This is a genomic window from Persicobacter diffluens (assembly GCF_036244895.1).
Taxonomy (GTDB): domain Bacteria; phylum Bacteroidota; class Bacteroidia; order Cytophagales; family Cyclobacteriaceae; genus Persicobacter; species Persicobacter diffluens.
In genome coordinates this window covers 1-25,555 of sequence record NZ_BQKE01000006.1, presented here as the reverse complement: position 1 = coordinate 25,555, position 25,555 = coordinate 1, and the positions used below count along the sequence as shown (strand labels likewise).

At 41.5% G+C, this 25,555-nt stretch carries 31 protein-coding genes; 25 read left to right on the top strand and 6 right to left on the bottom strand.

Translation table 11 applies throughout. The features are described 5' to 3' along the window. Positions 1–35: 35 nt before the first annotated feature. The 4 genes from AAA970_RS24840 (at position 36) to AAA970_RS24825 (ending at position 4,474) form a co-directional block, all read left to right on the top strand. A complete protein-coding gene (locus tag AAA970_RS24840; RefSeq protein ID WP_338239607.1) occupies positions 36–1,010 on the top strand; it encodes a linear amide C-N hydrolase in 975 nt (324 codons plus the stop codon). Positions 1,011–1,054: 44 nt separating this feature from the next. Then, entirely contained in the window at positions 1,055–1,696 is a 642-nt protein-coding gene (locus AAA970_RS24835; RefSeq protein WP_338239606.1) for a trimeric intracellular cation channel family protein, read from the top strand. A gap of 104 nt (positions 1,697–1,800) precedes the next feature. Next, positions 1,801–2,733: a hypothetical protein gene (locus AAA970_RS24830; protein WP_338239605.1), complete on the top strand. Its 933-nt coding sequence runs from the start codon at positions 1,801–1,803 to the stop codon at positions 2,731–2,733. A gap of 664 nt (positions 2,734–3,397) precedes the next feature. Next, entirely contained in the window at positions 3,398–4,474 is a 1,077-nt protein-coding gene (locus AAA970_RS24825) for a GTP pyrophosphokinase (RefSeq protein ID WP_338239604.1), read from the top strand. Between the two features lie 141 nt (positions 4,475–4,615). On the opposite strand, the gene AAA970_RS24820 is transcribed toward AAA970_RS24825, so the two are convergent. Beyond that, positions 4,616–5,308, bottom strand: a complete 693-nt coding sequence (locus tag AAA970_RS24820) for a DUF2490 domain-containing protein (protein WP_338239603.1) — start codon at positions 5,306–5,308, stop codon at positions 4,616–4,618. Between the two features lie 72 nt (positions 5,309–5,380). After that, entirely contained in the window at positions 5,381–6,184 is an 804-nt protein-coding gene (locus tag AAA970_RS24815; RefSeq protein ID WP_338239602.1) for a carbonic anhydrase, read from the bottom strand. Positions 6,185–6,970: 786 nt separating this feature from the next. Between AAA970_RS24815 and AAA970_RS24810 the strand changes: the two genes are divergently transcribed. Genes AAA970_RS24810 through AAA970_RS24800 form a run of 3 tightly spaced genes read left to right on the top strand, consistent with a single transcriptional unit; the run spans position 6,971 to position 11,153 of the window. Next, a complete protein-coding gene (locus AAA970_RS24810; protein WP_338239601.1) occupies positions 6,971–7,480 on the top strand; it encodes a hypothetical protein in 510 nt (169 codons plus the stop codon). A 5-nt stretch (positions 7,481–7,485) separates the two neighbouring features. Further along, positions 7,486–8,211, top strand: a complete 726-nt coding sequence (locus AAA970_RS24805; protein ID WP_338239600.1) for a hypothetical protein — start codon at positions 7,486–7,488, stop codon at positions 8,209–8,211. Further along, positions 8,199–11,153 carry a LysM peptidoglycan-binding domain-containing protein gene (locus AAA970_RS24800; RefSeq protein ID WP_338239599.1) on the top strand — a complete coding sequence of 985 codons (2,955 nt, stop codon included), beginning with the start codon at positions 8,199–8,201 and terminating at the stop codon, positions 11,151–11,153. The genes AAA970_RS24805 and AAA970_RS24800 overlap by 13 nt, the downstream gene beginning before the upstream one ends. A gap of 169 nt (positions 11,154–11,322) precedes the next feature. On the opposite strand, the gene AAA970_RS24795 is transcribed toward AAA970_RS24800, so the two are convergent. The 4 genes from AAA970_RS24795 to AAA970_RS24780 form a co-directional block, all read right to left on the bottom strand. Next, positions 11,323–11,535, bottom strand: a complete 213-nt coding sequence (locus tag AAA970_RS24795; protein ID WP_338239598.1) for a DNA cytosine methyltransferase — start codon at positions 11,533–11,535, stop codon at positions 11,323–11,325. Between the two features lie 2 nt (positions 11,536–11,537). Beyond that, positions 11,538–11,798, bottom strand: a complete 261-nt coding sequence (locus AAA970_RS24790; protein ID WP_338239597.1) for a hypothetical protein — start codon at positions 11,796–11,798, stop codon at positions 11,538–11,540. A gap of 92 nt (positions 11,799–11,890) precedes the next feature. Continuing rightward, positions 11,891–12,154 carry a hypothetical protein gene (locus AAA970_RS24785; protein WP_338239596.1) on the bottom strand — a complete coding sequence of 88 codons (264 nt, stop codon included), beginning with the start codon at positions 12,152–12,154 and terminating at the stop codon, positions 11,891–11,893. Positions 12,155–12,227: 73 nt separating this feature from the next. Further along, the gene (locus tag AAA970_RS24780; protein WP_338239595.1) at positions 12,228–13,091 is read right to left on the bottom strand and encodes an ArdC family protein; all 864 of its coding nucleotides are present in this window, start codon (positions 13,089–13,091) and stop codon (positions 12,228–12,230) included. A gap of 666 nt (positions 13,092–13,757) precedes the next feature. Between AAA970_RS24780 and AAA970_RS24775 the strand changes: the two genes are divergently transcribed. From AAA970_RS24775 to AAA970_RS24690, 18 genes are all read left to right on the top strand, one after another. Then, a complete protein-coding gene (locus AAA970_RS24775) occupies positions 13,758–14,105 on the top strand; it encodes a hypothetical protein (protein ID WP_338239594.1) in 348 nt (115 codons plus the stop codon). A gap of 84 nt (positions 14,106–14,189) precedes the next feature. Next, entirely contained in the window at positions 14,190–14,546 is a 357-nt protein-coding gene (locus tag AAA970_RS24770; RefSeq protein WP_338239593.1) for a DUF4134 domain-containing protein, read from the top strand. Between the two features lie 287 nt (positions 14,547–14,833). After that, on the top strand, positions 14,834–17,272 hold the full coding sequence (locus AAA970_RS24765) for a TraG family conjugative transposon ATPase (RefSeq protein ID WP_338239592.1): 2,439 nt from the start codon (positions 14,834–14,836) through the stop codon (positions 17,270–17,272). A 4-nt stretch (positions 17,273–17,276) separates the two neighbouring features. Beyond that, positions 17,277–17,675 (top strand): hypothetical protein, encoded by a 399-nt coding sequence (locus AAA970_RS24760; RefSeq protein WP_338239591.1) that lies wholly within the window; start codon positions 17,277–17,279, stop codon positions 17,673–17,675. Further along, the gene (locus AAA970_RS24755; protein ID WP_479531375.1) at positions 17,615–18,334 is read left to right on the top strand and encodes a TraJ family protein; all 720 of its coding nucleotides are present in this window, start codon (positions 17,615–17,617) and stop codon (positions 18,332–18,334) included. Before AAA970_RS24760 ends, AAA970_RS24755 begins: the two co-directional genes overlap by 61 nt. A 5-nt stretch (positions 18,335–18,339) precedes the next feature. Beyond that, positions 18,340–18,888: a conjugative transposon protein TraK gene (gene traK, locus AAA970_RS24750; RefSeq protein ID WP_338239588.1), complete on the top strand. Its 549-nt coding sequence runs from the start codon at positions 18,340–18,342 to the stop codon at positions 18,886–18,888. 42 nt (positions 18,889–18,930) lie between these two features. Next, on the top strand, positions 18,931–19,278 hold the full coding sequence (locus AAA970_RS24745) for a hypothetical protein (RefSeq protein ID WP_338239586.1): 348 nt from the start codon (positions 18,931–18,933) through the stop codon (positions 19,276–19,278). Further along, complete coding sequence (locus tag AAA970_RS24740; protein ID WP_338239585.1) at positions 19,265–19,525, top strand: hypothetical protein; 261 nt, start codon at positions 19,265–19,267, stop codon at positions 19,523–19,525. Before AAA970_RS24745 ends, AAA970_RS24740 begins: the two co-directional genes overlap by 14 nt. Beyond that, entirely contained in the window at positions 19,522–20,448 is a 927-nt protein-coding gene (locus tag AAA970_RS24735; protein WP_338239584.1) for a conjugative transposon protein TraM, read from the top strand. The genes AAA970_RS24740 and AAA970_RS24735 overlap by 4 nt, the downstream gene beginning before the upstream one ends. 1 nt (position 20,449) lies before the next feature. After that, positions 20,450–21,274: a conjugative transposon protein TraN gene (traN, locus tag AAA970_RS24730; RefSeq protein WP_338239583.1), complete on the top strand. Its 825-nt coding sequence runs from the start codon at positions 20,450–20,452 to the stop codon at positions 21,272–21,274. Next, positions 21,271–21,552 (top strand): hypothetical protein, encoded by a 282-nt coding sequence (locus AAA970_RS24725; protein WP_338239582.1) that lies wholly within the window; start codon positions 21,271–21,273, stop codon positions 21,550–21,552. The genes traN and AAA970_RS24725 overlap by 4 nt, the downstream gene beginning before the upstream one ends. A gap of 11 nt (positions 21,553–21,563) precedes the next feature. Beyond that, positions 21,564–21,770, top strand: coding sequence for a hypothetical protein (locus AAA970_RS24720; protein WP_338239581.1), 207 nt, complete (start codon positions 21,564–21,566; stop codon positions 21,768–21,770). 60 nt (positions 21,771–21,830) lie between these two features. After that, positions 21,831–22,091: a hypothetical protein gene (locus AAA970_RS24715; RefSeq protein WP_338239580.1), complete on the top strand. Its 261-nt coding sequence runs from the start codon at positions 21,831–21,833 to the stop codon at positions 22,089–22,091. Positions 22,092–22,290: 199 nt separating this feature from the next. Next, the gene (locus AAA970_RS24710) at positions 22,291–22,740 is read left to right on the top strand and encodes a hypothetical protein (protein ID WP_338239579.1); all 450 of its coding nucleotides are present in this window, start codon (positions 22,291–22,293) and stop codon (positions 22,738–22,740) included. 367 nt (positions 22,741–23,107) lie between these two features. Beyond that, on the top strand, positions 23,108–23,473 hold the full coding sequence (locus AAA970_RS24705) for a hypothetical protein (protein WP_338239578.1): 366 nt from the start codon (positions 23,108–23,110) through the stop codon (positions 23,471–23,473). Positions 23,474–23,524: 51 nt separating this feature from the next. Beyond that, positions 23,525–24,028, top strand: a complete 504-nt coding sequence (locus AAA970_RS24700; RefSeq protein WP_338239577.1) for a YWFCY domain-containing protein — start codon at positions 23,525–23,527, stop codon at positions 24,026–24,028. Between the two features lie 822 nt (positions 24,029–24,850). Further along, the gene (locus AAA970_RS24695; protein ID WP_338239576.1) at positions 24,851–25,021 is read left to right on the top strand and encodes a hypothetical protein; all 171 of its coding nucleotides are present in this window, start codon (positions 24,851–24,853) and stop codon (positions 25,019–25,021) included. Further along, on the top strand, positions 24,996–25,472 hold the full coding sequence (locus AAA970_RS24690; RefSeq protein WP_338239575.1) for a hypothetical protein: 477 nt from the start codon (positions 24,996–24,998) through the stop codon (positions 25,470–25,472). The genes AAA970_RS24695 and AAA970_RS24690 overlap by 26 nt, the downstream gene beginning before the upstream one ends. Positions 25,473–25,555: the final 83 nt, after the last annotated feature.

Here is a 25,555-nt window from a genome sequence, read left to right as displayed (position 1 = left end):
CCGCTGCTCTTTTAAACAATCAAATACAAAAAATTATGTGTACCAGAATCTTGTATAAAACCGGTTACGAATCTTATATGGTGGGAAGAACAATGGACTGGAATGACCCAGCCATTCCCGTTTCCTTTTATGTTTTCCCCAGAGGCTACCAGCAAAATGGAGGCGCGGGAAAAAACCCTATCGAGTGGACAAGCCGTTACGGATCATTAATTGTTTCGGGTTATGAAGCCGGTACTAACGAAGGTTTCAATGAAAAAGGCCTGGTGGTCAACACGCTTTACCTGGCCGAATCAGATTATGGAAATGAGGATGAAAGAGGGAAGCCGACCATTTCTGTAGGCGCCTGGGCGCAATATGTACTGGATAACTTTGCTACGGTACAGGAGGCAGTCAAAGCCCAGGCAGAAGACCCTTTCACGGTCGTATCACCGGTGTTACCAAATGGACGTCAGGCCTCCATGCACCTGTCTGTTTCCGACCCATCGGGCGACTCTGCCATCTTTGAATTCATTGAAGGCAAAATTGTGATCTCGCACAGCAAAGATTACACCGTGATGACGAACTCTCCTACCTTCGACCAACAGCTGGCCATTGACGCCTATTGGAAGACGGTCGGGGGCACGAAATTCCTCCCGGGAACCATCAATGCTGCGGACCGTTTTGCCCGGGCAAGTTTTAACCTGAGCGCCTCCCCTCAATATAAAACAAAACCATTGGCACTCGCTTCAGTATGGTCTCAAGTCCGGGCAATCAGCACTCCCCTGGGACTGGAAGATCCGGATCATCCCAACATTTCCATGACGGTATGGAGAAGCGTACTCGACCATCAGGATTTAGTATATTATTTTGAAAATCCTTTGATGGGGGGCATGATCGAACTGGATCTGAAAAGGATTGATTTCAGTCCTGGCAGTGGGGTGCGCAAACTAGCTACCGGGAAGAATTTAAAAATGCAGGGCGATGTAACCGACCGGCTACAACCCGCCACCGCTTTTGAATTTATGTCATAAATGCGTGCGTTGCCTCAGCATTATAACGATTAATCCGGTAAATCATGGATGCGACGATCTTTTATTATTATTTAGGCATGGCAGGGGTAGTGGCCTTTGCGGTAACGGCAGTACTAGCGGTGATTCCCAAAGGGATAGACCTCTTTGGGGCATGCGTGATGGGGGTGATCACCGCGGTGGGCGGAGGAACTATCCGTGACTTGCTTTTGGGAGTGCCGGTCTTTTGGGCCACAGACCTGAACTACATTTGGGTCTCCATCCTTGCCAGCCTGATCGCCTTCTACGGTAATCAATTGATGGAAAGAAAATACATCTATTCCTTAATGCTTTATCTGGACGGGATTGGTATTTCATTATTCGTGATTCAGGGAGCAGACAAAGCGAGATTATTGGATTTTGCAATGCCCTTCGGGCCGGTATTAATGGGCGTCCTCACCGCTATTGGTGGCGGATTGATACGGGATGTACTGGCCGGAGCCCCGAATCTATTGATGAAAAAGGAACTCTATGCGGTTCCCCTGACCATTGGAGCTGTGGCATATTTGGGCTTGCTCCAGTATTTTCCCGAGCACACTGAACTTTTAGCATTTTGTTGTGGCTCTACCACCTTTATCGTAAGAGCCTGTGCCATTCATTGGGACCTTCATGTGCCCAATTGGATGATGTTGCATAACAATAGCGATTAACCCCTTCCCTGATTTTATTAACAATTAAACTATTCAGCAACCACACTTTACCGATGACCACTGTGACCAAATCAAATGTAAAATAACAAAAATAATAAGCACAAATGTCATTGATATTTAATGTAAATGGCCCAAAAAAATTAAGATTATTAGTCATCTTATGTAGCATCTTACTCAACGGTTTTCATTCATTTGCTCAAAGTCATGATGCCGATGAAGGAAATGTAAGCGCTGATAATGTGGCTAAAAAACTGGCAGACCCTAATGCTACTATAGGTTTTTTATCTTTTCCTATAGACTATATCACCTACCGCGGAAGCCTGCCTGATGCCAATGCACAATCGGCTTTCAAAATTAACTTCCAGCCCAGTCTTCCCTATAAGCTGGGAGATGGAATGAACCTGTTTTTCCGTCCTTTAATTCCCATCATCATCAAACAGCCGGTGAGTAATGGAATGGGCTTTGACAATGCGGGCGTGGAATTGGGAGACATTTCCTTTGATATTGCCCTGGGTAAAACCTGGTCCAATAAAATGGTGACTATTCTGGGGATGGCCGGCTCCATTCCAACGGCCACCGATGAAGCGCTGGGCATTAAGCAATGGGCACTGGGTCCGGAATTGTTCGTGGGAAAAACCACCAAATGGGGTTTTGTGGGACTGTTGGCCAACCATTCCTGGGGACTATCCGATATGCACTCGCAGGAAATGGCTTATGTCAGTAGTCACGACCTCTTTGTCAGTCAGGCCAATGGGGGTAGATTGAGCATCACCGGCGGTCAATATTTCTATACGGTAAACCTGAAAAAAGCCTGGCAAATTCAGGCGCAACCCACCTGGTCCTATAATCATAATGCTTCGGCTGGAAACCGCCTGACTATTCCCGTAGGAACCGGGGTTGCGAAAACCCTGGTATTTGGAAAGCTTCCTATAAAATTCTCTGTACAATACTGGTATTATGCCGCCAGTCCGGAACAGTTTGGTGCAGATCATCAGGTGAGATTCCAGATTGCACCGGTGATCCCTTTACCATGGTAAAAAACAAGAGGATACAATCCTGAATAACAATAGATTATAAGGTATTTTAAAAAACCTTAGTGACTTACCGATTAAGAGCGGGTTTGAAAGCCAAAATTCACAGCGAAAATTTGATTATTGCAGCAGCGATATCCGAATAGTTTGAGGGAATAACATCAATGGTGAAGGCATTATCCAACATCCCTTCCCCTCACTCGAATTTGCAGCCGGATGGTGTGCTGGTAAACATCCTCCAAACAGGAGTGCTTCAATTAATCCCTCTTATATATATAGAACAGGACGCCATCTTCAAACACCATCAAATCAGATCATAAGACTGTTTTGATGATGTTTTTTTTTATGTCGAGACAGGTGTTTTGCCCGTCTGCGGGAAAGTACCGGCGATGCTCCGTTTTGGTATTTAGCCTGAATTATTCCTGCCTTTTTCTTGCTGCATTCCTGCTTTAGCAACGAAGCAGAGGAATGAGGAGAAAGCCAGCTTGCCCCAATTGGGGCGATTAAAAAAAGCAGTCGACTCGAATGCAACAGATTGATCATCATTCGGTTAAAGCGTTTCACTAAAGCTAGTGGTGAATAATTCGGCTTAAAGACCTATTTTACAATACTTATAGATGCACTTTACCGATGAAAATGGCGTTCTTTCACCAAGTAAAAGGAATAGCATATGGAACTATCTAATGAATTAAATATCTTCCTCGATAAGTACAAAGCCTACGAAGAAAAGGTCTTGGAGCCTACAATGAAGGAGATCAGGGCCTGCCTGCAAAAGATGGAAAAGCCGGAATTCTGGAACCAATACATGACCGGTAAAGGCATTGCTACTCCTTCCCCGATCCGGCAGAGCCTTTTCCGGATAAAACATCCGGAAAAAGTCATCGAAAAGATTTTCCGAAAGCCTCAATACTTCCCGGACAAGCTGTCCGAGGAAAGCCTTAAAAATATGCACGACACCATCGGGGTCAGGATTATTGTCTATTTCTCCTCCCAGCTATCCTTAATCGATAAAGAACTGAGAAATTCCGGTTTTTTCGAAATCGACCCCAATACTCCACCGGAAGCATTCTTCGAACCGGCCATGCTGATGAGACTCGGCCTGTCCCATATTGAAAGCAAACAAAAAGAAAGCGGGTACCGGTCCATTCATTATATGGTGCGACTAAAAAATAGCGCCCTTCCCGAAGACCAGCGCCCGGTATTTGAAATTCAGGTTCGAACATTGGCGCAGGATCTGTGGAGCGAACTGGAACATGTGCTTTCCTATAAACCGGAAACCCGGCCTCATTTTTCTGCCAAACAAAGATTTCAGATCCTGAGCCGGGAAGTATCTGTTATTGATGAGCATTTTAATTTGCTCTATGAGGAACTAATTCACAATCAGGAAACGGCAAGCTATGATGAATCGGATGTTTTAACTTTTGAGAACACCCCAAAAGTATTGTCCGAAATAGGGATTCGATGCGCAATAACCGAACTGAACCCTATATTAAAAGCCCTGTTCAGTAGAAATATTCAAACGATAGGGGAGTTTCTTCATATCGCTACGCCTACACGACTGACCACCATTCGCAATAATTATATTTCCATCACCGGTAACGCGCCCAACAATATTGAACTCATGACCACCCTTTCCCTGCTGAACAATGTGAAAACCCAAAAAGATGAAATAAAGCGCATTAAAGCATCGATTTATTATCAAATAACCAATGGTACAACATCCAAAAAAGAAAATAATACTTACTAATCCTTTGTGACATTAGCGAATACTCATTCCGATCTGTTGATCAATAAGTACGCGATCAAAACCATCCTTCCATGATCCATTGCCGCCTTTTATAGGCTGATGATCGAGAGGAATAAGGATTGTTCCTTTCTTTGTGAGGGATTAAAATTGATGGTGTAAACTAAATTGCAATTGCCCTTTACTCCAGTTGACGGTGGTTTGCTTCATCCAGCCCGCCTGCAGCCGTAGATTATCCAATAGGTTGTATCCCAGCCCGGTATAAGTACGATTCCGGTCGAAAAATTCTACCGTACGATCATTACCGATATTCCTTTCACCGTTGATAAAAATCTCATTATAAAGAGCGATGTAAATAGTATTTTTCTTGAGCTCCTGACTATTCAGGGGAATATTAACAAAGATATTGTAACGGTAGCGGGTTCGGAAATCCTGCCCCTGCACCCACCTTTGTTCATATCGAAAACGGTGGGTTAACAAAAAACGGCTTCCGATCTTCTGCCCAAAGAGCGCTTCCTGATACATCCGGTTCTCATTAAAAGTATCATTGCTTTCTCCAAAGGTCCCGGTGGTGATGTTAGCATAACCCAGGGTGAACATGATGCTCGCATTTTTGGGGGTATAGGTCACACCGGTTCTCAGCAGAATTTGCTCTAAATCAGAGGCGATATCCCAGAAACGAAACTGATAGTCTCCCTGTATTCCAAATCGACTATTCTCAAATTTTTTATTGACGAAATACATATACCAGGCCCCTAACTGATTTTCATCAACCGATTGTGGCAAAGCAGCAATTGAAATGAAAAATAATAATATGGTGCAAATTAATTTTCTCATGGCCCTAATTTTCTTAAAAAAGCTGATACAATATGGCTTTGTACCAGCATGATCATACTTAACCCTCAGGGCCTATTTTTGGGCCATCTCTTTTTCAGAAAATTTAGGCAAACTGGTCACCGTTTCTTCAATAAATTCTACACTACCAGTATGCAAATTATATATGGCACCCACGATCAGCACATCACCACTGGCAAACTGACGGCTCAGCACCGGTTCTAGGTTTCTAAGTAATGCCACCTGCTCCAGTACATTTTTTCTAATCGCTAAATCCAGGGCTTTCGCATCCGTATCGGCATTGGTTTTGGCATAAATGGAGGCGGGCTTAATAGCGTTAATCAAGGTAACAATATGCCCCGGAGGGTTTGGAGGTAACTTCATCGCCGCCTGCACAGCACCACAGGACTCATGCCCCAACACCACGATGAGTCGGGTATTTAAAAATTCGGTCGCATATTCAATCGTGCCATAAGAGGCCTCGGCCATCACCTGTCCCGCAGTACGGGTAATGAATAAATCTCCCACCCCCTGATCGAAAATAATTTCATTAGGCACCCTACTATCCGCACAGCCGATAATCGTGGCAAAGGGTTTTTGGCCTAATTCATTATTCTTCAAATCTGCATCAGTTTGTCGGGGTTTTATGCTTTTGTTTTCGGCAAATCGCTTATTTCCATAGATCAATTTTTTTAGACCATAGTAGGGATCAAGATAGGCACTGTCCCGATCAGCAAAATACTGTCCATCCGACAGTTGCAAAAGACTTTTCACCTTTGGATGCTGTTGACCATGGGCATAAATACAGGTGAAGGAAACCAATAAAAATGTAAGACCCAAGGGCCTCAAAAACCTTTTAATACGAAAATAGATCATCATAATAGTTCGATTTGAAGTACAGGCACACAATAGGACGTTCTAACGTATTGATTGAAATTATTAATATTTATTCAAAAATTTATACTTCATATTTTAAAATTATCATTTTTGGAATGGGTATTGGATCATTTTCCCCCGGACTGATATTGACACTGCCTAAGAATGGGCTTAAAATCAGGCAGTCGAAAATCCCGGATATCGATGTAGCCTTTTTAGCAGAATTATTCACTGCATAATTCAGCAGATGCACTTAAGCCACTTAATTTCAGATCAATAAAGTTGTGTGGAGTGATTTATTAATAGCCCAAATTTCGGAAAGCATGCGTTCTCCTCCTTCCTCTGATTCCTTGAAAAAAAATGAAATAGGGAACGTTTGCTTCATTTTTCCCGCCTTGCGGCTAGACAGGAATTTAAGCGTGAATAATCCGGCTTAAATGTTATATTGAAGGCAATAATTAACCCGAGTTATTCACCGCCATATTTAACAATCCACCCGAAATAACTTACCATCAACTTATTAATCCTGTATTTACTGATCTTTTCATAGTCCAGATTTGGGCATGCTTGTTTTCTCCTCATGCTTTTTCAACTCTCAAACACCACTTTCGGGTATATCTCTTAGGCAATGGGCGTCCTTTTCTGATATAAGGTTTTTCTGTCAAACCATTTAATTGACAACAGTAACATGCAATAATTTTCGATATATCACGTCCAAACCATAGCAGGTCAACTCGAAAATATTATATTTGAAGCCTCAAAAATGACATAGTTTCACGAAAAAAAGGCATGAAAATAAAAGACATCAATAGAGATATAAATGAATTAAGAAACCTGATACTCTATTCGAAAAATCACGACCTGATTGATCCAAACGCTTTTAAAAAGCTGGAGCGACCATTTTTAGAAGAAGATAGTGCATATGTACTTTGGCTAAAAGAGAACAAACCTTCCTTAGAGGAAAGATTTTTGTTACTATTAGGCCTGGCGCCTCATCTTCATGCCGGATTTTATAGTGAAATAAGCACTGATCTTTACTTCCTCCCTGGTCTTCCTCCCTTCCAACATTATAAATTGCCTACGGCTTTAAGTTTTGTAGAATTAATGAAAGCTTATAGTCTTCTACCGGAGGTGGAAATTATACAAATCATTCAAAGGAGCTTTCTTGTCTCAAAAGGAATAATCAAAATAGGGGCTTCCGCCAGGGGAATGCACTGGTTATTAGCCCCTATGCATATGCCGGAGCAATGGGTGCAGCATTTTTTATATGACCTCAATACTTTTTCAGCTACAATATAACATGTATGAGTTATTCACTTGAAGAAAAAAAGGAGACCAGTTACGAGGAACAATCCAATGATTTTTCATTCGCCACAGCTGTTCCGCAACTAGAAGCAGTTCCGGATAAAATCGCTGTAGCGCAAGAGCAATATTTGCCGGATATTCAACGCGTATACCTGGCTCCCCAGCCTGCTCAAATTCAACTTGTTTCTGAAATTGCAGATGACAATGTAAAAAAAGGCTTTGTCTTTTTAACGACTGCGATGGCTGGAGAAGAGACCAAGGTTAATATCCAAAAACGTGGTTTTGGAAGTCGTGATAGTTCAGGATATGCCGATCTGCTTTTAACTGTACTCCAAAACCAGTTATTGGATGCCCAGCCAATGATTGGTATCTATGGAAATTTGTATTTTCAAAAGCCCAACCTATTTACCGGGGAAGTAGCGCTTTTTGATGGTGTTTTTATACCAGATGATTATGTGGCTATTGAGGATGTAGTGAAATTGGCGCAGCAGGAAAGAGGAGCTGAGGAAGTTTATAAAAAGCAAAAAGAAGCTGAACTGGTGCTCAATGCCTACATGCGAGATGTGCCGAGGGATTTGGATTATAGTGAAATGGCTAAGGTTTTGTTTGAATCTGCCAATATAGAAAATCCGAAAAGCTATGCTTTCCAAAAAAGAATTCAACAGTTAGCAGAAGAAAAAGAGCAAGAAGGCTGGGGGATTTTAGAACTTTTGTGGAAGTACTAAAAGTGCAGCCGCTTCAACACCTGGACACTATCGTTTACTTCTTTAAAGGTAATGACAGTGATCGGGTAAATGATCAGCTGAACCAGGTGTTTGATCATCCTCCAAGCATGGAAAAGCTTAAAAGGGTGTTTTTTGAGCAATATCAACAAGAGTTATCCGCTTTCCTGATCAAGCATATGCCCGGAGAAAGAGACTTATTGGGTTATAAAACTTCTAATAATCAATCCGACCTTCCGGACTTTGATTATGAAGGCATTGTTAGAACCATCAACGCAGAGATTAATAGTTACTATCAATTTAGGGATTATTCCTACAACCCTATGACTGCCGGATTGGGAGGAGGTGGTAATGCCTTTAGCGGATTGATTAGAATAAAAAGTTTAAAGAAAAATATTACCAGCCAGCTGGAAAAACTGGAGCGTAACCCATTAGCTGCGGAGCACTTTCTGAACCTGTATCATACCATCAATAATTCCTTCTTTGAAACGGATATTGAAAAACTATTCGATTATCAGGATATCGCCCCATTGCTGCCCAGTCATTTTCTTCAAAAATGGGTCGCTCATGAATATATCGGAACACCTTCTCAGCGTCTGGATCAAATCTATGAGAAGCAGAAACGCCCTCCATTACTGGCCGGTACTAACGCTCCAAATCCTCATGCTTTAGGGGAAATATTGGGTTTTAGAGCCAATGAGGCGGATCAGGTACAATTCAGTTACGTCGCCACCCGGGGAGACACGCTTTCCGGAATCGCCAATCGCTGCCGTACCACTACGGATATGCTACTCAAAGCCAATTTGTGGACCATGGTGAACCCTGCCAACGGCACCTTTGAAGATTCCTTTGGCAGACAAATGCAATTGCAACCGGGAGATCACATTCACCTTCCGGAAAGTTATGTTCCTTTAATTGGGGAATTGTACCAATTGTATAATCCACGAGAGGACGCTTATGAATTAGTAAAGGCAGAAAAGGGAACTTATCAGGTAGCCCCTTTCCAGGCAGAAACTTTTTTGGATATTGTAGGCTATATCCGGGAGGTGACCATGGACCAAATTCGTGATGATAATACCAGAACTTATCAAATGAAATTGGCCGTTTCCATGAAGCTTACCGGTAATGTTTACGCCATGTTTTATATCGGCATATCCATGGGCGGAGTATTAAGTATGCAGTCCGGAGACGACCGGGCCTTTGGGGTAACCATGAAGACACAGCTAGGCTTCCATGCCGGTGTGGGAAATCAAAGCGTGGCCAGCGCAGGGGTAAATGTGGCTGGTGGGAAAAGTATGAATCCCAAACATTTTAATAGTTTGAATGGAGGATATCATTCACCCAATCACTTTCTGGCTTATTTCGCAAAATCCATCGTTCACCTGTTAGTGGATGCTAATTCCGCTGAATTCCTAGATGTGCTAAAATTGGGAGAAAACTTTTGGGCAGGGAAACAGAGTGATGAATTTTGGAAGGAATTACAAAAAGGGTATACCCATAAACAATTAACCGACTATTCCCTTTCCGGGGAGGCGGGGGTGAATAATGTAGCCTCCATTGAAGCCGGAATGGCCGGAGGAGCTGTTCAGAAAACAAAATACCAGGGCATAGAAACACCGGAGTCTCAGGCCGACAAACGTAAGGGATGGAAAAACCTTTTGGCCAACGAACAAGAAGCTACAGAGGCCAACGAAACGGAACGGGAAAGAGAATATTTCGTGACGGTAGATTTGTTTGATGGACTCGTTACGCTGGATTTAACCGCTCAGGAAATCATTTTCAATGGTAACCGGGATAATGAAGGGGAATATATTAATATTTCCATGACCATGGCGATTCCTTCCAACAATGACTTTGTCCGAAGCCTGGCGGAAAGAGGGCAAAAAATTGACTGGATTTTTTCCGGTACCGGAACAATAGAGGATAAACTCAACAGTATCCCCGATAAAATCAGGGATGCCTTTAAAGATAAAGTCCCAGCAAAAACCGCGGTGAATATGTCAGCCTCCGTTTATGTAAGGCTGGAGTGGCAGCATATTGTACAGCCCGTCAATGATATTAAAGAATGGTTCCTGCAGTACTTCAGAGTTTCCAAAGGGCAAGAAATCAAAATCGGGAATGATTATGGAAATGCCTCTCTCATGAAAGAAGAGGAAGTTTTTGAAGTATTAGGAACGAATACGATCTCTTATATTTCCACCGTCTACAATGGTATCCATAAAGAAGTAATGGCGGAAATGACTAAGGAAGAACAGGACATCATTAAAGGTTATATCTCAGATGCTGAAAAAGCAGCTTTGGAGGACGAAAAAGACCGACAAAGAAATGCTCAAATTAATAATCCCGAAGAGAAGACCACGCCAACCAAACGACCAACCACCAGTGATATTCTGAGAAATCATGGCAATGATCCGGCAGTGATTAAATATTCCGGTCTATTAAGAGAAAGAGCCGCCAGTCAATGGGAAAACTTTAAAATCAAAGGAAATACAGACCTGAACTTCCTGCAAGTAGCCTTTAATCCTTCTCCCCAAACCGCTTTAGGTCCTTTGGAAAAAGAACTCTACCAAACCCATTATCAGGAGATGATCCTGAATTTTGGTAAGGAAATCAGAGATGCGGTGGTGGCTTATGCGGAGAAAGTAGGGGACTATACCAAAGCTAAATGGAGTGAGTGTAAGTTAAGGGAGTTGAATGAGGAACAGGCACGCCTTTATTTGGGGGATATCAGAAGAATTGTGGAAGTATTGCATGCGAAGAAGATTCCTAATAAAAAATTAGAATGGGAAGATGTCGAGGGCAGTATTTCCAAATTTATGTATGGAGTGATGGCTGAAAAACCGAAAGAGATGACATCAAACTTTGAGCAGGATATCTTAACACCGTTATTTTTTGAAAATAAAGTATATGAGAATCAAGTATATGTCGAGAAGGAGTCTAATTAGTGCACTACTGATAATGCTATCGTTTTCCTGCAATACAAATAAAGGTATTGACGATTTATCAGAGAAAGAAGCGATCTCTATTCTAAAAGAAAGGCATGATTTATACTTCATTTGTAAAAAGAATGAAGAGGGTTATGTCTATGATTTGCGAATTAGAGATGATAAACGTTTAAAGAGATTTCCAAAAGTTTTCCACTACTCGGAAATCACGGATATCCTCAGTGAAATGCACAGCTTCAGGATGATTTAAAGTGTGACTTTTAATGGCATTAGCATTATGATTTACACAAGCTAAAACTTTAGCTCCTGCTAAGTGTGCGCCTGAACTTGTTCCACCAGCTCCGCAAAACAGATCTATAAAATATACTTCAAGATTTTTCATAATTACAATTCGATAAAAATATTTCCTTCAATGACATAAGGGAGGGAAGCACAATCGCTCTCTGGATCTACAGGGCTGATAAAAGGCAATTTGAATTCATCAAATAGCCCGATGATGGTTCCTGTATAAGGGTCTTTATAGTATTTGATCAGCTGGTCATACCGGTTGAGTGATTGACATTTTTGCCTGATGGTAGGAGTAAGGATGATTCGAAAATCCAGTACTTCGAGCATTTGGGGTATAAGTGAAATTGAATTGATCATTAGTGTAAGATTTGAGGGTTGGAGAGATTGTACCAGCGCTTGCGCTGGTTGATTTTGCTGTATGGCCGCCGCCATAGCACCGACCTTCTGTCCTATAATTGGAGTGAGAAGAGACTATACTTACAGGAAAATTGATAGTTTATAAAGTGATAGTCGTCGGGCTGGGCGGTTTTTAAAAACTCGCGGATTTCAGAAATACCACCACGGGGAGTAAAGGGCTGTGATTTCCCCTTTAATGCAAGTACTTTGTTTTTATCATTTAGAGCCACATACTTTCTGTAAATACCAGTAAGCGCTTTGAAACCATCACCAATGTAGGCGAATTGTATGTTTTGTTGATTCGCATTGAAACACATATCAGTAAAATTTTGAGTAGGAAAATATGGAAGGAGAAAGGGAGGGGGAGCGGGCTCCCCCTGTCAAAAAAGATTATCCCCCGATAATATATTGAGCTGCCTTACCTGCTTTAGCTGAGGCTTCAAAAATCATCTTTTTATCGTTTTTAAGCGCCTTTAGCCATCCTTTTAGATAAGCGGCTTGGTTTTCAATGACATGTTCAGAAATACCCGCCTGATCGCAAAGGAAAGCAGCTCCAAGCTCCGCGGTTAATTCCTCTTTGCTGTAAACCTGACTACCAAAGTTTACGGCTCCGGTCACCTCTTTTCTGTTTAGCCTGGACTCATGGCCTGTGCTATGTACCAGTTCGTGAAAAAGAGTTGCATAATACTGTTCAGGTCCTTTACAGTGCTCTATTTTTGGAATATGTACAGCATCAGTAGAAGGTCTATAAAATGCTCTGGCGCCTCCAAAATTGATTTCAGGGGCATTTGGCATATTATTCACAATGACTTCCGCTGATTCAATAGGATTGTTTTCTTTGGCTTCCAGTTCAATTTTACTAAATGGAATTCCTTCGGTTTGCGTCATGTTAAAGACGGTGTAAACTTTAATAAAAGGGATTTTTCCAACTGCAACTTCCTGGTCTGTTTTGTTACCTTTTTCATCTACAAAAACACAGTCATAGTAAATAACCGGAACCCCTTTAGATCCTTTTTTGATCGATCCGTTAAACGCTTTAGCCTGTTTAAAAGTCACCCATTCGTTAGACTCATACCCTTTGAAGCTCTGGAAGAATCCAAGCCACATATTATTGAATCCCTGATAAGCCTTCTTGGAGGTGAAATTCTGAGGGGCTTGCAAAACGTAAGGAGAGTTTAGGAAGTGTTTCCAAGGACATACGCCCTGCTCCAACAAATCAATGATTTGATCTGTAATCTTTTCGTAAGGTTTCATATTTGCTGATTTTTAAAGACTGAAAATCAATTTGATCAGAATGGGGAACCGGTTTCTTTCCTTACTTTAATATACGAATAATATAATTATTATGACAATTTACTCATACCGTTATTAGATGTAAATCAGTGCTTTAGGTACTTCTAGGGCGATTTTATAGCCCTTTGAATGGCTTGTATGGAGGTTGGTTTACATTGTAAATGTGCAATTTTACCAAAGATTAAATATTTATTTTGATCATGAGTTTTGTGTTCCTTTCCAAAATTGATTTTTCTCCCCCTTCAGTCCTCTTCACTACTTATTTAGGAGCTTATATTTTAGCACAATAAGTTCAATAAACGTAGAGGATACACGATTTGCATGTTTTCAATACCTAAGCCTACCAATTAACGCAAAAGGAAACCCCAATTTTTCAAATGAAAAAGTCAAGTTAGTCTTCAATAAAAAATTAGTAAAAACTTACGCATAGAAATAAAAACATATCAATATGTGCTTATACGTTAATTTTAGGCTGATTTTATGCGTATTTTGCCAAAAAGTTGCGTAAAAAAATAGGTATAAAGTCCCAAAAAAATAGGTATAAAGTTCCAGCCTGTTCTCAAAAATTCTTCTCAACTTTGGATTAATCAAAACAAATAACTCACTAACAATTAAACGATAACGATTATGAGTTGGAGTAATTTCTTTTTATTGGTGAACGGAATTTTTGGGATTTATTTTGGGGTGGTGATATTCATGGAATACTTGAAAAATCGCCGACAAAGTTTAGATAGTGATGCCTCTGGATTAACCTTTGACATGGGGGCGTTGGTCGCTGAGGATAGCGCTCCGCCTGAACAGGTGAAGATGGAAGACTTTAAACCGAAGGAAACCCAAGCAAAGCATGAAGAGGATCAAGAGGTGATCTTTAAAAAAATCCACGATGAAGGCATTGAACTGGAGGAATATTATGCCCGGTCTGATGAGTTCATGAAGGAGCTTAATAAAAAGAATGTCTTCGAAGTGGCAAGTTAGCGAGGATTAGGGCAAGTAAATTAATCTACCTCACTCAGAGGAATACATTTTCATTCATATTATTCACAACAAAACAATTTTCTTATGAAAACTGTCATGAAATCTTTTGCCCAAATTTTCGGGGCTATTGGAAACAAAGTGCGTAAATGTGGTACCGCTTTTATCGTTTTAATGCTGACGATGTTGGCAAATGTCTCTGCTTTTGCTCAGGGCTCTGTAGGTATCGATGCTGCTACCACGGAGTTGCTGACCTACATTGAACCACTTGGAAATCTGATTCTTGCCATTGGTGGGGTGGTAGGATTCATCGGAGGAATCCGGGTGTACAACAAGTGGAACAATGGAGATCAGGATGTAAACAAGGCTGTCACCGGTTGGGTTGGCTCTTGTTTATTCCTGGTCTTGGTGGGGACTGTGATTAAGGCTTTTTTCTCCATATAAATCGATGTTTAAGCGACATCCGGTTTTCAGGGGGCTGCAACGGCCCCTTGTTTTCAAGTTTGCTAAGGGACGCTACATTTATTGGTTTGGAGGCTCACTAATAGGCGGCTTTGTAATTGGAATGGCCGTTGGGGCTTTTAGTATGATGGCGGGAATCTTTACGGTCATTGTTTTGACGGGCGGAGGGATAGGGTATACTGCTTATAAGCAGCGAAAAGGACTGCATACCAAGCCTGAGGATAAGAACTATCATATCATGCTCCCGCGGAGCTTAAGACTTAAATCTTATGACAAAACTAAAGAAACAGGCTTTTGAATTGCCCATCATCGGGATGGATCAATTTGAAGGCTATTCGATCTTTTACCAAGATGAGGGCGATTTTTCAGCGATGTTTGAAATCACCAATACGGTGGAACAATATTGTGCCTCAGCGGAATCCTATGAGCTGTTTCATTCTGCCATGCTCAAAATCATTGGTAACCTGAAGGAAGGGGATATTCTCCAAAAGCAGGATATCCTCATTCGTAAGCAATATAAGGCGGAGCCTCAGAGTGATTTCCTTTCGGAATGCTATCACAATCATTTCGAAGGCCGCTGGTATACAGAAATCAAGACTATACTCACGATTACTCACCAGGTAAATCGTAGTGCACTGTATAGTTTCGATCCGAAGAATTTTGAGGATTTCAAAGCGACGATCCAAAAGGTTTATTCGGAGTTGAAGGCGTCGGGATTTAAACCAGATCTTTATCTCTCTGATTCGATTAGACAAACCGTTTTACGAGAAGTTTCTTTTTCTTTTGACAGAGCCGTTTTAAGCATCGAAAATTTTCATGCTACCGAGAAATGGATAGGCTTGGCCAAAGACAGAAGAGTTGCTGTTAGAAGCCTGATCGATACGGACAATGTTGATCTTCCCGCGCAGCTTTCGGCCTGTAGAATCCAAAACATCAACGAAAGGGACTTTCCGGTAGACTTGATGTCCTTGTTGTATTCCGTACCTGATTATGAACTTATTATCTACAATCAAATTATTGAGGTAGTCAACAGGAGTAAGACGAAAGCCAAGCTAGAGGCAAAGAAGAGAAAGCATATTGGCATTCCTGACCCTGCTAATGATTATGCTGTTCAGGATATTGAGGCGCTTCAAAAGGAGTTGGAAAACTCTAATTTAACGCTGGTTAACAGCCATTTTTCAATTCTGGTGAAAACGCACAAGGCTAAACTGGAGGGCGTTTTGAATCATATTGACAGTAAATTAAAAGACATCGGGGTTAAGGCTTCGGAAACGGCTTATAACCAGTTTGAGCTATTTAAAGCGAACATCTCCGGCAATGCCGGAAGCCTGAAGCATTACGACCGCTTTCTGACTACGGCCAATGCTGCGGTCTGCTTAATGGCAAAGGAAAGATTGCCACAGGACGACCCAACTGACTTCAAAATTTATTTTGCCGACCGTCAGGGAGTACCTGTAGTTTGTGATACCAATGAATACCCGCGTTCCTCTGGCCGTACCACGAACCGGAATAAGTTTGTTTTGGGACCATCAGGATCAGGAAAATCCTTTTTTATGAACGCCCTTCTACGGCAGTTCTATAAATACGGGATGGATATCATGTTGATTGATGTGGGGCACAGTTACAGTGGCCTGTGCGATTATTATAAAGGCCGTTATATTACTTATTCTGAAGACAATCCGATCACGGTTAACCCTTTTTTGATCACTCCTGAGGATCTAAAAGAAGAAGAAAAGCTTCAGAGTTTAGTGAGTTTGGTCGGTATTCTCTGGAAAGGGGCGGATGGAACATTAAAGAAATTGGAGGATTCCATTTTAACCGAAACCCTAAGGGACTATTTTACGGCATACTTTGAAGAAAAGACCATTGATCAGCTGTGCTTCAACACTTTTTATGAGTTTTCCCGCGATCGAATTAAGCAGATCAAAGAAGAGAATCAGGTCGATTTTGATTTGCATGAATATCTATATATCCTCAAAACCTTCTATAAAGGAGGGCAATATGATTTCCTCCTAAACAACACGATGGATTCTTCTCTTTTTGATGAGCAGTTCATTGTTTTTGAGATCGATAATGTCAAAGATCATCCGGTGCTTTTTCCTATCCTTACCTTAATCATTATGGATATCTCTCTCCAAAAAATGAGAAAGAAGAAGGGTCCCAAAGCCCTGATCATTGAAGAAGCCTGGAAGGCTATAGCCAGCCCGATGATGGTGGGTTATATTCAATATCTGTACAAAACCTGCCGGAAGATGTACGGAGAGGCGGTATTGGTGACGCAGGAATTAGAAGATATTATATCTTCTCCAACCCTGAAAAAGAGTGTGATTGGGAATTCAGATATCTTTTGCCTGCTTGATCAGTCCAAGTTCAAAGATAGCTATGAAGAAATAGCCAATGTACTTGGACTAAATGAAACCGAGCAGAATAAGATATTCACCATCAATAATTTGGATAACACCAAAGACCGGGGGCCTTTCAAGGAAGTGTACATTAAAAGAGGCTCTTCAGGAGAGGTTTACGGGGTGGAAGTAAGTGCGGAGGAATATTTTACTTTCTCAACCGAGCGGGTAGAAAAAGAAGCCATCAAGCTCTACATGAAGATGCATGGCAGCTTTGAGGATGCCGTAAAATCGTTGGTTAGAGATTTTAAAGCCTCTGGCTTAAGCCCGATGGATTTTGCCAAACAGGTCATATCAAAACAGTAATAATATGTTCAGCTTTTCAGAATTATTTGATTTGGAATTCCTGAAATTCATAAGGGAAATCAGGAATATTTTCGGTTATACCGAATTAATGGAACATGCCCGTTATGGTCGTTATCTGGCCGGAGTGTTCACGATGCTTTTTATGGCCGTTAAAAGCTATGGAATGATTGTGGGTGACCGTGACTGGGAGATTATGCCGCTGCTTCGCCCTTTTGCGATTGGTTTGGTGATTATAAACTGGGGAAGTTTTTTGATCATTTTGGATGGCCCTTTGAATGGCTTGAGTCGTTTGGGTGAAGTTCAATTTGAAAGGAAAATTGAAACCATTAAGGCTGACCATAAATTAGTCCGGGATTTGAGTGTGGAATTATCGATGAAACTTCTGACGGGACTCTTGAAGTAAACGGGGGCTCAGAAAAGGAGGAGAAGGGCTTTTTTGAGAAATTGGGAGTGGACCTGAGCCGTATTGGTGAGATGATTTCAGGGGCGGGAATTTTAATTGTCTCATTGCTTAAACAAACAGCCAGGGATGCAGGGACTGATTTAGCGCATTCGTTTTATCAGATTGCTTTTTATTTGATTCTGATCATTCAACAGGTGTTCCTGGTGATGTTAGGTTTGTTAGGGCCTTATGCTTTTGCGATGTCCATATTACCGGGCTTTTCGGATAGTTATATCCAGTGGATAGCCCGATACATTTCAGTGAGTTTGTACTCTTTTGTGGCTTATACCATTGCATTGATGTCAATGTTTATGATGGATTATGCGAACCGATCTAATATCTCGGCTCTGCAACAAATCTTAGACAATGAAGAGCATTATATCTCTTATGTGCATCAAATGAATTTTTCAATGTCACTGCCGGCAATGTCGTTTATCATCGGTGCCTTATTGATGTTTACTGTTCCGACTGTTTCCACTTGGATTGTCAGTACCTCCGGATTGGGTAATGCATTAGGGAATGTAATTAGAGCTGGGCATTTGGCATTAACTGCGGGCTCTTCCGGAGCAGTTAAAGCCGGAGCAGCATTGAATAAGTTGACTTCTTCACCAGAAAACTAAAAGTTATGTTTTTACAAAAGATAGAAAATAAGATTAGACTGGCCATATGGGTAAGTGGTGGGAGCTTTGTCTCCTGCATTTTGATTGTGATCCTTATTCTGATGTTTACCAATATCCAGCTGGACAAGACACGAAAGAACATTTATGTTCTGGACGAAGCCACTCCCATATTGGCCAAACAGGTAGGAGTTGAAGCTAACCGGGTGGTTGAGTACCAGTCGCACGTAAACCTGTTCCATTTGCTTTTTTGGACACTTCCTCCGGATGATAAGACGATTGAAAGAAACATTGCAAAGGCAATGTATCTGGGCGACGAGAGTGTGTACGCTGAATACACTAATGTTAAGGAAAAGGGCTTATACGGCCAGGTAATTAACACTTCTTCCACCTGTACAATCGAAACGGACTCCATCACGATTAATCCGTCTTCCCATGAATTTATCTATTACGGCACGCAGCGGATAGAGCGGAAAACAAGTGTGATTATCCGGCAAATCGTAACCACTGGTCTGCTTGAAGATGGTCCCGGACGGATAATAATCCGCACGGGGTGATGATCACCAAGTATCAAACTTTACTCAACAAAACCGTGCGCAATGAAAACAAACGAATATTCTAAGGATAAGAAGCCTAATGAATTTCTTGACAGGCTTCAGCGAAACACCGAAAAGCATAAAGTGGCCACGCTATTGATAATCGCAGGGCTGTTTGTATTGAGTTTTATTGCGAATGAAATTTATTATCGAACACGACCTAAGGTGCGGGCGGACTTCGCTCCTTTGGAGGAAAAAGTGATGCAGACTCAACAGGATTTCGCTGAGATCGACCGCTGGCATAAACTGGAATCACAGTTAACCAGACTACTGGAAAAAGATAGCCTGACCACCGAGGATTCCTTATTACTGAAACAAATTGAAAAGGAGATTCAAAATGAGACAGATTAACTGGAGACATCCCAAATATGTGATACCTGCTCTGCTTTATCCTTTCACATTCTTCTTTTTTTATCTGGTGAAAGATACCGTCTCATGGGCGAAAGAGCCGGAAGAAGAAGTAAGGGTAATTGAGGGGATAGACTTTACAATTCCCGAGCCCCATCTCAACAAAAAGCAGATTGAAACCAAGATGGAGGCGCTTAAGTCCCGCTTCCAAAAGAAAGGGACCACACTGCAATCAGGGGGCTGGATGTGAATCGGAAAGGGAAGGAAAAGCTGAAACAAGAGCTAACTTCACAGGAGTTAGACAGCCTGATGTTTAGCCTCGATGATCAACCAACCATGCAAGAAAAGGTAGAAAAAGCCTTACAATCCAAACAACCAAAGCGTGGCATAGATCTTTTTGTGCAGCAAAATGGAAAGGAATACCTGCTACCGGAAAACAATAATCCGCCCCTCATTAAAAAAACTAAACCACAACCAAAGGCGTCACCCGCACCAAGGCAGGAAGATGAGGTTGAGGAGTTTAAGAAGCGTTTGGCGGTAATTGATTCGATGATGAAAACTCCGGATCAGCGAAAGCAGGAGGAGTTTCAAAAGCACTTGGCTGAAGAGGAGAAAGCTAAAGAAGCGGCCATAGTACCGATTAGTAAAAGTAAAAGTACGGTAAGCGGCCATTTCAATACGCTCAACAGCAATAATGAGCACAATATGATCAGCGCGATACTGGATGAGGGACTAAAAGTGACCTCCAATAGCCGTGTCAGAATTCGCCTTTTAGAGGATGTTTACGCTGGGGAAACACTGATCAGAAAAGGCCAATACCTTTTTGGAACCGTCAAAGGTTTTTCCTCTCAACGAGTGAAGATAGAGGTCTCTTCCCTGCTGCATGAAGGCAAACCCATCCCGGTAAAACTGAACCTGTACGACAATGATGGGATGGAAGGGCTTTTTGTGCCGGAATCACAATTCAGAGATTTTACCAAAGAGTTGGCAAGTCAATCAACACAGGGAATGACCATGTCAGGTGACCCGGAAAGCTCCGGTCAGTTCTTCTATAAAATCGGGCAAAGTGCGGTCTCAACTACCAGCAGAGCCTTTCAAAAGGCGGTCAAAAAGAATAAGGCCAGCCTGAAGTACAACACTATTGTATACCTCATCGATCCTAAACAGCAATAAGATGAAAAGATTACTAATATTATTAATCCATCTTCTGTCGACAATAGCCGTGGCGCAGGAGATTCCTGAAAAGGACCTTCAGGGAAGTGAACTGATCATGGTGCACATTAATCCGGAGGTGACCACTCACCTGGTCTTTTCGGAAAACATTCAGACCGTTGATTTTTCCACCGACCGTTTGGCTGGAGAAATGGCAACAGCAAATGTATTGAAGCTGAAACCACTGCCTGAAGATTTAGAAAATAACGATCAGTTGGGAGTGGTCACTGTTATATGTGAGAGCTATATGGCGCAGTTCCTTCTTTTTCCTACTCAACCCAAATTGGCTACCAAAAACCTATTAATCGGTCGTAATGAAGGAATTGACCTGATTGTCCCTAATGTTGAGATTGCTCGTCCTGAACTGGAACAAATTGGTATGAAGGTGATGAATACTAAGCCGAAGTACCACATTGTAAAAGCACAGGATTATAAATTCGAAGCCCGTTTAAATAACATTTATACGGTCGGGAACTACTTCTTCGTAGACGTCTCCTTATTCAACAAGACCAATATCAAATACGATATTGATCAGATCCGATTTAAGATCGAAGATAAAAAGATACAGAAGGCAACTAACTTTCAACAGGTTGAGCTGCACCCGGAGTTCGCCCTCTTTAATACCAAGAGCTTCAAAAAGAAGTATCGAAATGTATTTGTGTTCGAGAAGTTCACTTTCCCGAATCAAAAGGTGTTCTCTATCGAGGTTTCAGAGAATCAGATTTCCGGCAGGACGGTAAATCTACGGGTAGACTATTCAGATGTACTTAATGCAGACACACTATGAGAAGCTGGATCATCATATTGCTGACGCTCGCGTCTTTTCCCTGCTTTGCACAGCAGGGATATAATATTTCTCAATGGCCGGAGGACTTTATCACCAGAAATGTTGATCGGAGAAATGTCCTGGAGTTTGGGCAGAAGTATTACCGCATGTGGGAGGTGAACTTTGACTATGCCCACCGTGACCGGATGACCACTTTCACTATTCCTCCGACTACAGAAGAAGGAGAACCCACTGTAGGGAGAGAAGAGAGATTGTCAATAGCTTTAAAGGAGGAATAATCTATAAGCCTGTGTTATTCCGAAGTCGGAATATGATGCTGAGCTTCAGAACCGGGGCAAGCCTAGGGACTAATACTCACCAATTTATTGCCGGTGCTACGGCAGGCTTTGAATTCTCCTATACTACCAAACAGGGCATTGTGCTCTTTCTTCGACAAAAAAATGAGGTGGTCTTTTGGGATGATGATACCTGGAGGGTTGGGGGATTGGTGGGCTGAAAGTACCATTGAATTAGCTACCTGAAAGGAACCATGTTTAACTCTTTTTAAACTAATCAAATGGAAGAACGAAAAAACATATTTGCAAGGATTGAGGATACCATCAGGAGTTATTTCAATCCGGAATTTCCGGTAGTACCAAAGCTTCGTAATGAACTCGGAATAGATCCGGTATTTAATTTCAAGGGTTCAAATGATCGTGTAAAGGGGTTACAAAGGTGGGTAATGTCGCTTTATCAGAAGTTCAGAAAAAAGCTTTATTATCAGGTTCGGGTGTTTGGGTCAAAGGTGTTGATTCCAGCCTGGGAAAACTGGATGTGAAGTTACAACATTCTTCGATCTCCAAAATAACAGGTACTATTCTCAGCGAGATTAATCCTTTGGAGCCGAATAAGTTTGCGTCCAGGCTTACAGAGTTTGGGAGAGTGTATATTCAAAGTCCGGAAGATTATTTCATGGACGGGAGGGGATCAGAAAAGGGTATCCTAGTTTCAGACCAATTGATTTTCAATACTTATCAGTGATTAACGATGCTGATAATATGATCATAGACCATCGCATTAATCATGCTATAGAAGGACTTTTTAAGGATTTAGGGATAAGAGATACCGTGGAAGATCAGCAAAAGACCGGAAAAGTTCAATTAACAGACGATCAGCAAGAGGCTCTTAAATCAGGGCATAAAGTGATTTTGAAAGGGATTGATACCTCTTTTGATAAATTTGATGTGATGATACAGGAAAGTAAAGGGCGGTTGGAAATCAGGGATTTATATGTGCATGATAAATTCGAATTTATTACAAAATTGGAGGATTATATGCGTAGTTTTAATTTGTCAAAAGAGAGTGAAACACTCGAAAGATCAAAGGATAGTCCAAATTTTTGGTATGTGCAATATTTTTGGATAATTCCGATTTCAGGATTTCTACTCAAGAAAAAAGATTTAACCCCAAAAGTATTAAGGAGATAGGGGATTTTACTGAAATAGAACGGATTGAAAGAGAAAGTATTTCTCAAAAGGTGCTTGAAAATTCAGCCTCGGTCTTATTGATGTAGGACGGAACTACTTCAATGCGGGTAATTCAATGGAAGTCTGGGGGATTACTTCTAAGGCGGAAAGACCTTATGATTTTATTCAGGCCGTTAAAGACCATCAGCTTCATCAAAAGGGGGTTAATGTGATCAAATTCAATTTCGGCAGAAGCAATAAATAGGGAAATGATTCGCTTGCAAGAAAGATTAGATCTGCATGCGATTCAAAGGCTGCACAAAGATTTAGAAATGAAAACTATTTTGAGCGGGTATTCCACGGGTGAAAAGCGAGCTATTGTGAGAAATTGGACCAGGAACTTAAGGATGGTTATGAAGTGAATTTTTCAAATGTAGACACTGCCTTTGGTAAGGTGAATTTTTCAGTAGTCGATGATTCTTTCAAAAGGTATGTGAGCAAATTTGACTTTCAAATCCTGTCGAGGCAAAGGAAAAAATCCAGCAATACCAAAGGAGTATCAAAGCGATCAGCGCACCCCTACCTTCTAGAAAAAGAGGTTGTTAGTAGGTTTGAAGCAGGGATATTATACATTGATTCAAGCATTGAAAGATTTCAAAAGAACCAACAAAGCACCAAGGTAGAAAGTGCCTACAAGGATCTGGAACGGTCGATTATCAAAATGCTCAGGTTCTTCGAGTACAGCCAAGACTGATATTTCCCAAATCCTGGGAAGAGGAATGTAATCATCATAATTATTACTCAAATGGAAGAAAGTAAAGAACTTCAAAAGCTCTACTCCATGTTACAGGGAGTAATCTATGTGACCATTCTTTTGGAATGGCTGGTCTTTTTCTTGCCTGTGGAATATATTCCGGAATGGTCGGGAAACCTACTGATGCGTATTAGCAGGTTCGGGATTTATGAGAATGCGATTTATTCGAAGTTCCTGACTTTCTTCGTGATCGGAATAGTGAGTATAGGAACCAAAGCGAGAAAGAATCTGACGATCAATCCCAATACCCAAATCCGAATTCCCTTCTTTTTGGGACTGGTCGTCTTTTTTGGCGCTTTAGTGCTTTTTATGTATCCAATACGTTATGATTGGCTAGTGTATTTGGTTCAAAGTATCATTGGTGCCTTGTTGTGCATACCTCACTGGATAACCTTTCCAAGCGAATTAAGAATAAGCTGGCCACGGATCAGTTCAATGAAGAGAATGAAACTTTCCCGCAAAATGAAAATCTTTTGGACAATAATAGATCTGTGAGTTACCGGATGTCTTATTTCCACAAGGGAAAAGAAGAATGGGTTGGATGAATATTACTGATGTTTTCCGAACCGTCTTTTTGATCGGAAACCCCGGTTCCGGAAAGAACTTTTTCCATCATCCTGAATTACATCAAAACGTTGTTAGCCAAAGGATTTTCCATGTTGGTGTATGATTTTAAATTTCCCGTTTAGCAGAGGTGACTTATTATCATTATCTGCTTAATAAAAAACGAGGGATACTAAAAAATCATAAGTTCCATGTGATCACTTCAAGGATGTGGAGAAGAGCCGAAGGGTAAACCCTTTATCACCAAAGTATATCTATTCATTGCCAGCTGCTCAGGAGGCGGCTGATGCGATAGTGAGCGCCTTGCAAAATCAGAGTCTCAGCAAGAGGAGCATCGCAGTTTTTTAATCAATCAGCGATTAACCTGTTAGGGGCTGTGATCTACTTTTTTAGCAGGTATGAGGGAGGAAAGTACTCCACTATGGCACACGTCTTACTCTTTTTTACTTTGAGTTATGAGCAAATTTTCAATGCCCTGAGCACTGAATATGAAATTCATAGTCTGATTAGCCCATTTATGACGCGCATAGGAATAAGACTTATCAGCAGTTAGACGGTCAGGTGGTACGCTTAAGATTAACCTCTCCAGACTGGCGAGTAAAAGAAACCTTGTGGTTTTTTCGGGGATGATATTAATCTAAAGATTTCAGACCCGAATGATCCACCATATTGGTCTTGGCTAATCATCCGGACTGATGAATGTGAACTCGCCTGCTATTCAGTGATCATGAAACCGATTGACCAGGGCATTGAATGAAAAAAGGAAATCTTCCAGTTTCCTTGGTAGTGGATGAGCTGGCTACTTTTTTCATTTACCAATTAGACACTTTGATTGCCACCGCCCGGGAAAATATGGTAGCGGTCCTATTGGCCTTTCAGGATCTTCTCAGTTGGAAAGATGTTCGGGAAACAGACCGCTGCTAGTATTCAGAGTGTTCCGGCCAATATTATTTCAGCCTCATCAAAACAAACAGACTTTGGAGTGGCTGGAGAAGCTTTTTGGCAAGACGAGCAAGTCAGGAATGGAGTGAGTATCGACCGCCATAAGGCTACTTATTCACAAAATGAGTTCATGGAAAATACTATTCCGGCCTCCAAGATTGCGGACCTGAAAACCGGAGAAATAGTGGCTAAGCTGGCTTATGAGAAAAAGGATCAGGAGCAGCTTTCGGTGAATCACTCTTCCTTCAATTGTCGAATAGAAATGGATGTAGATGCAATCAACAGAGAAAAATCACAATATCAGCCTACGCCCATTTTTTACAACTTCAATGGCAATAAGGATGCGATTCTGAAAGAAAACATGCTGAAGATTCAGGCGGAGGTATTTGAAATGGTCCAGTCAGTAAAATTTAAAAATACTGTGGCATCATGAAAAGGGTAATAATTTTTTATGTGATGATCATGCTTCCTGTTGTGGTGATGGGGCAGGATAAACCAGTAACCGATGCAGCGGTT